Below are 6,455 nucleotides of genomic sequence, written 5' to 3' on the forward strand. Positions count from 1 at the left end.
CGCTGCCCCCAGTATCTGCCCCAGGGTCAGTGAATCAGTCCCTCGGCCGAATGGGAATCCCCAATCGATTCATGTCGGTGGGCAAACGCTCTAACCGAGCCATAGTCAGGCTACCAAACCAAGTTCTTCTAACAAGACCTCGATTTCTTCTGACAAGACCCTACCGACGCCCCAGAGCCGCCTAGAGCTGAGTTCCTTTGACAAGCCGGTTTTCAGAACTTCGGCCGCCCGAACTGCCAGTTCGGCCAGTGCTTGCGCATCTCGCTCGCATCGTCCCGGTCGCGGTAATCGAGCGCTTCGAAGTTCGCTTGAAGCCGCGCCAGCGCCACCCGGTCCAGCGTCACGCCCAGCCCCGGCCCCTCGGGCAGCCGCAGCGCGCCGCCTTCGAACCGGAGCTTGCCACCCTCGATCACCTCGTCTACCTGCCACGGACTGTGGGTGTCGCAGTCGTAGGTCAGGTTCGGCGTAGCGGCGGCCAGATGCACCATCGCGGCCAGCGAAATGCCGAGATGCGAGTTCGAGTGCATCGACAGCCCCAGCCCCCAGATCCGGCAGATCTCGGCCAGGTCGCGCGACGCCTTCAGCCCGCCCCAGTAGTGGTGGTCCGACAGGATCACCCGGAACCCGTCCTGCGCCATGTTCGGCGGCAGGTGCGACGGTTCGACCACGTACATGTTGGTGGCCAGCGGCACATCCGTGGCCGCCTGCACTACCGCGTTGCCGGCGATGCCCACGGTCGGATCCTCCAGGTACTCCACGAGCCCTTCGAGGCGCGGCAGCAGGTCCAGCGCGGTGTGGACGTGCCAGCCGCCGTTCGGGTCGATCCGCAGGGGCGAGTCGGGGAAGGCCTCGCGCAACGCTTCCAGCCCCGCGACCTCCGCCTCCGGCTCCAGCACGCCGGCCTTCAGCTTGATCGCGCGGAAGCCGTGCTCGTCTGCCATCCGGCGCGCCTCGTCCACCAGCTGCTCGGGCGACAGCACCTCGCCCCAGTCGTCGGCCGCCTCGCCGGCATGGCCCGCGAACTTGTAGAATAGGTAGGCCGAGAACGGCACGCGCGCGCGCACCTGCCCGCCCAGCATATCCACCACGCGCTGCCCCGTCGCCTTGCCCAGCGCGTCCCACATCGCGACCTCGACGGCCCCGCCCACGCGCAGGAGTAGCCGCACGTCGCTCCCCGGCGGGAGCGTCTCGCGGGTTCGCTGCCAGAGCCCGTTCAGGTCGGTGACCGCGAATCCCCGGCAGGCTGGCGCCAGCGCGGCAAGCCCGCCCAGCACGGCGCTGGTGCCGTAGCTTTCGCCGAGACCCACCACGCCGTCCTCCGTCTCGACCTCGATGATCGAACGGAGCGCGAAGGGCTGATGACAGCCCGCGTTGTTCAGAAGCGGCGGGTCGTAGAAGGCGATGGGGGTGACGCGGACATCCGCGATGCGCAGGTCGGGCACTGTGTCTTTCCTCTTGCTAACGGCCGTCAGGCGCAACGCGCTTGCAAACGCGTTGCCAAGCGGTTTCGAAACCGCTTGGCACCGCGTCCAGGCGGCGTATCGCGGCCGGGTCAGCCATTCACGCGGTTCGCCTCGATGTAGTCCATGTTCAGATCCTGCCCCAGCCCCGGCGCCTCGCGCCCGTGGACGTAGCCGTCGGCGTCCATCTCGTCGTCGATCCGGTTCTGGAACTCCTTGGGCTCGTCATAGTCGATGAACGGGTGCAGCAGCCCGCGCTCGTAGAACGAGGTATTGGGGATCGCCAACGCCACGGCGAGGTTCCCCGCCCCGGTCCCGTGCATCTCGCAGGACATGTGGAAGCTCTCGGCCGTCATCGCGCATTTCATCGCGGGGCTGATGCCGCCCACGTCCCACACGCCCGAGCGGATCAGGTCGCAGGCGTCGTGCTTCACCCATTCCGCCCGCGTCCAGTGCTTGCCCGTCATCGTTTCGGGCCCCAGGATGTTCAGCCCGGTATTCGCCGTCAGCCACTTGTAGGAGGACATCGACGCCTCCTCCATCGGCTCCTCCATCCAGCGATAGTCCAGCTCGGCCAGCTTGTTGGCCAGCCACAGCGTGTCCGCCCGCGCGTAGAAGTGATGCGGGTCGAGCATCAGCGGAATGTCCGGACCCACCGCCTCGCGCACCGCGGCGCAGGCCTTGTAGTCCATCTTCACGTCCGGCGCCCCGGGGACGGGCGGCATCCAGCCGTGCAGCTTCACCGCCTTGTAGCCGCGCTCGGTCACCATCCACTCGGCGAAGCGCGCGTAATCCTCCGGCGTCGCCAGCCCGTTCTCCAGGTCGTCGCCGCACATCGTCGAGCCGTAAGCCAGGATCTTCGGCCGGTAGCCGCCCAGGAGCTTCCACACCGGCTGTCCGCAGGCCTTGCCCTTCAGGTCCCACAGCGCCAGATCCACCGCCGCCAGCGCCCGGTCGGTCATCTCGCCGCCCGACAGCCGCTGCCACTTGTAGACGCCGTACCATAGGCGTTCCGTCGCCATCGGGTCCTGGCCGATCAGGTTCGGCCGCACGAAACGCTCCAGCAGGTAGTCGCGCACGTCCCCGCCCCGGCACACCACGCGCCCCGTTGTCCCGTCGTCGCAGGTGATGGTCAACAGCGACGAGGTCGTGTCGCTGACCGGGCCGGGATGGCCGTGGCCGTCGCTGTCACGAACGGTGTTGGTGGTGTGACGAAAGGCGAAGGCCTCGACAGACTCGATTTTCATACTGGCATCCCGGACAAACGGTTAAGGAAATCGGCCCCGCGCGACAGGCAAGACCGGGCGGCGGGCAGCAGCCGGCCGCGGTTGATGAACCCGTGGTGCACCCCGGGCTCCACGTGAAAGTCGACGTCGCACCCGGCCGCGCGCATCCGCGCCGCCATCGCCTCGTTCTCCGAGCGCAGCACGTCCATCTCGGCGGCGATCAGGCAGGCGGGCGGCAGGACCGACAGGTCCGGCGCGTGGAACGGCACCACCAGCGGGTCGGTCCCGGCGCCGGGCGCGTAGAGGTCGAATATCTCGCGCACCCGCGCGGTGGTGATCCCCGGGCTCGCATCGTGCTCGGCGAAGCTCGGCCGCGTCGTGTCGCGGTCGTAGACCCCGTAATACAGCAGCAGCCCCTGCGCCGCCCCCGGGATCGACAGCGCCGTCGCCATCGCCAGGTTTGCCCCGGCCGACGCGCCCCCCAGCGCGATCCGCGCGGGGTCCAGCCCCAGCGGGCCCGCACCGTCCTGCCCCAGCCAGCGCAGCGCGGCCTTCACGTCCTCCAACCCCGCCGGAAACGGATACGCAGGGGCCAGCCGGTAGGAGATCGACAGCACCGACCACCCGCTGTCCGCCGCCAGCGCCCGGCAGGCCGCCTCGTTCAGCGCGATGGAGCCGCCGACCCAGCCGCCGCCATGCGCGAAGATCAGCACCGGCGCCGGTGCCGGCGCAGCCCCGCGATAGAGCCGGGCCGCCTGCGGCTGTCCCTCGGCGCCCGGATAGGACAGATCCTCCACCGGCACGTCCGGCGTTCCCTCGGCCCAGAAGGCCGCCGTGGCCGCGGGATCCTCCAGCGCGGTCAGCCGCGCCTCCTCCGCCAGCACCTCGGCCATGCCGGGCGCGAAGGGCGTGTTCGCCGTGTCGTTCATCGCCTGAGTGTCCTCGCCCGCGCCCGGCGTGTCTGTACATGCACCGCCTCGCCGGCGGTCCCGGCGACATAGGCGCGGCCGTCGTCCTTGGGCGGCATGGTGACGTTGCGCTGCACGGGGTATTTCGCGATCTCGTCCTTGACCAGCTCCACCCCCAGCCCCGGCGCGGTCGGCAGGGGCAGGCAGCCGTGCTCGACCTTCAGCACCGGCGTCACCACCTCGTAGCGTCCCGGCCAGTCGAACTCGATCCGCTCCAGCAGCAGCGCGTTCGGCACCGTCGCCATGATGTGCAGCGCGGCGAATTCCGCCACCGGCCCGAGCGAGCCGGAATGCGGCGCCAGCATGATCCCGTGCGGCTCGGCCATCGCGGCGATCTTGCGCATCTGCCCGATGCCGCCGCCGCGCCCGGTGTCGGGCTGGATCACGTCCACGAGGTCCCGCTCGATGTAGTCGCGGCAGCCATGCACCGTGCCCACGCGCTCGCCGGCGGCCAGCGGCACGGCGACGTGGTCGCGCACGCGGGCCAGCATGTCCAGGTTCTCCGGCGGCACCGGATCCTCGTAGAACAACAGGTCGTAGGGCTCCAGCTCGCGGCCGACGAGGATCGCATCGGCGGCCGACATCCACGACGGCCCGTGCGCGTCCACCGCGATGTCGATCTCCGGCCCCACCGTGTCGCGCAGCATGCCGATCCGGTCGAAATCCACGATCCCGGTGAACGGCGTCTTCAGCGCCGAATAGCCGAGGTCCTTGAGCGCCAGCGCCTCGTCGGCGGTATGCGCATGGCCATAGACCGGGATCCGCTCGCGGATCGCCCCGCCCAGCAACTGCCAGACCGGTGCGCCCAGCAGCTTGCCCTTTATGTCCCACAGCGCCATCTCGATGCCCGACAGCGCGCCCGCACCCACCGTGCCGGTCAGCCCGTGCCCCATCATCGCGCGATAGCACTGCGCCCAGAGCCGGTCGATATGCGCCGGATCCTGCCCGACGAGCACATGGGACAGATCCGTGATCGCCGTCTCCACCGCCCGCGGCCAGCCCGAGCACTCGCCGACGCCGGTGATCCCCTCGTCGGTCTCGATCTCCAGAAACAGCCAGCAGCGCGAGCCCCGGAAATCGGCATCCGCGCCCATCGCCCGGGTCAGGTCGGGCCGCGCGCCCGCCTGCATCAGGTAGGTGTTGACGCCCGCGATCTTCATGCGGGTTCCTGGTAGCGATGCCGCTGCCGCGTGCCGCGCAGCTTCGGGTCCGCGATCGGCACCGAGGACAGAAGCGCCTTGGTATAGGGATGCTGCGGGTCGGTGATGATCTGCTCGGTCTCGCCGATCTCCACGATCTGGCCGCGGAACATCACCGCGACCCGGTCGCAGAAGTACCGGATCACCGCCATGTCATGGCTGATGAAGATGAAACTCAGCCCCATCTCGGCCTGCAGCTTCAACAGCAGATCGAGCACCTGCGTGCGGATCGACACGTCCAGCGCGGAGGTCGGCTCGTCCGCGATCACCAGCCGCGGCTCCAGCGCGATGGCGCGGGCCACCACGATGCGCTGACGCTGCCCGCCCGAAAACGCATGCGGATACCGCTCCATCATGCCGGGATCGAGCCCGACCTCGGTCAACAGCTTCGCCACCCGGTCGTCCAGCGCCTTGCCCTGCACGATGCCGTTCACGATCAGCGGCTCGGCGATCAGCTGCTTCACCGTCATCCGCGGGTTCAGCGAGGCGAAGGGATCCTGAAAGATCATCCGGATCTGCTTGCGCGTGTCCTGCAGCTCGTCCTTGCCGGCCTTCACCAGGTCGCGGCCCTCGTAATCCACCGTCCCGCCCTGCGGATCGTAGACCCGCGCGATGCAGCGGCCCACGGTGGTCTTGCCCGACCCGCTCTCGCCGACGATGCCCAGCGCCTCGCCCTTGCGCAGGTCGAAGGAGATGCCGTCGACGGCCTTGGTCACGTCCGTCACGCGCTGCAGGAAGCCCTCGCGCTTTTCGAAATGCAGCTGCAGGTCGCGCACCTTCAGGATCTCCGGCGCGTCCGGCGCGGGCCGCAGCTTGGTCTCCGCCGGCTCCTCCAGCCGCTTCACGGCGCCCAGGAGCTGCCGCGTATAGGGATGCGCCGGCGCGGCGAAGATCTGTCCCACGTCGCCCTTCTCCACGACGCGGCCTTTCTCCATCACCACGACCTCGTCGGCGATCTCGGCCACCACGCCCATGTCGTGGGTGATGAACATGATCGCCATGCCCAGCTCCTGCTGCAGGTTGCGCATCAGGTCCAGGATCTCCGCCTGCGTCGTCACGTCCAGCGCCGTGGTCGGCTCGTCCGCGATAAGGACGTCCGGATGGCAGGACAGCGCCATCGCGATCATCGCCCGCTGCCGCATGCCGCCCGAGAACTCGAAGGCATACTGGTCCAGCGCCTTCTTCGGGGTCGGGATTTCCACCTGCGCCAGCACTTCCTCGGCCTTCTTCAGCGCGTCCTTCTTCGACACCTGCCGGTGCAGCCGGATCGCCTCGACGATCTGGCTGCCGATGGTGTGCACCGGCGACAGCGACGACATCGGCTCCTGAAAGATCATGCCGATCCGCCCGCCGCGGATGTCGCGGATCTCCTTACCGCGCGGGTCGAGCGCGGTCAGCTCCACGCTCTCCGTCTCCGACGGCGTGAACACGATCCGCCCGCTGTTGATGACGCCCGGCCGCGGGACCATGTTCAGGATTGTCCGCGCGGTGACGGACTTGCCCGACCCGCTCTCGCCCACCACGCAGGTCGTCTTGCCCCGGTGCAGGTCGAAGGTGATGCCGTGCAGCACGTCCATCATGCCGGTTCGGACATTGAACCCC

At 68.9% G+C, this 6,455-nt stretch carries 5 protein-coding genes; all 5 read right to left on the reverse strand.

Annotated features, from left to right (window positions below; genetic code table 11):
- Positions 1-212: 212 nt before the first annotated feature.
- The gene (locus P1J78_RS23715; protein ID WP_275569853.1) at positions 213-1,442 is read right to left on the reverse strand and encodes an enolase C-terminal domain-like protein; all 1,230 of its coding nucleotides are present in this window, start codon (positions 1,440-1,442) and stop codon (positions 213-215) included.
- A 110-nt stretch (positions 1,443-1,552) separates the two neighbouring features.
- Positions 1,553-2,707 (reverse strand): enolase C-terminal domain-like protein, encoded by a 1,155-nt coding sequence (locus tag P1J78_RS23720; RefSeq protein ID WP_275569854.1) that lies wholly within the window; start codon positions 2,705-2,707, stop codon positions 1,553-1,555.
- Positions 2,704-3,615 (reverse strand): alpha/beta hydrolase, encoded by a 912-nt coding sequence (locus tag P1J78_RS23725; protein ID WP_275569855.1) that lies wholly within the window; start codon positions 3,613-3,615, stop codon positions 2,704-2,706. The genes P1J78_RS23720 and P1J78_RS23725 overlap by 4 nt, the downstream gene beginning before the upstream one ends.
- Positions 3,612-4,814: a mandelate racemase/muconate lactonizing enzyme family protein gene (locus P1J78_RS23730; protein ID WP_275569856.1), complete on the reverse strand. Its 1,203-nt coding sequence runs from the start codon at positions 4,812-4,814 to the stop codon at positions 3,612-3,614. The genes P1J78_RS23725 and P1J78_RS23730 overlap by 4 nt, the downstream gene beginning before the upstream one ends.
- Positions 4,811-6,455, reverse strand: a 1,645-nt coding sequence (locus P1J78_RS23735) for an ABC transporter ATP-binding protein (protein ID WP_275569857.1), incomplete at its 5' end; no start/stop codon positions are given. The genes P1J78_RS23735 and P1J78_RS23730, both read right to left, overlap by 4 nt.

This window comes from Psychromarinibacter sediminicola, assembly GCF_029168335.1.
Taxonomy (GTDB): domain Bacteria; phylum Pseudomonadota; class Alphaproteobacteria; order Rhodobacterales; family Rhodobacteraceae; genus Psychromarinibacter; species Psychromarinibacter sediminicola.

Bases quoted from the DNA above. Each gene is read 5' to 3' on its own strand.
- P1J78_RS23720 (WP_275569854.1), bottom strand. From the start codon at position 2,707: ATGAAAATCGAGTCTGTCGAGGCCTTCGCCTTTCGTCACACCACCAAC.
- P1J78_RS23725 (WP_275569855.1), bottom strand. From the start codon at position 3,615: ATGAACGACACGGCGAACACGCCCTTCGCGCCCGGCATGGCCGAGGTG.
- P1J78_RS23730 (WP_275569856.1), bottom strand. From the start codon at position 4,814: ATGAAGATCGCGGGCGTCAACACCTACCTGATGCAGGCGGGCGCGCGG.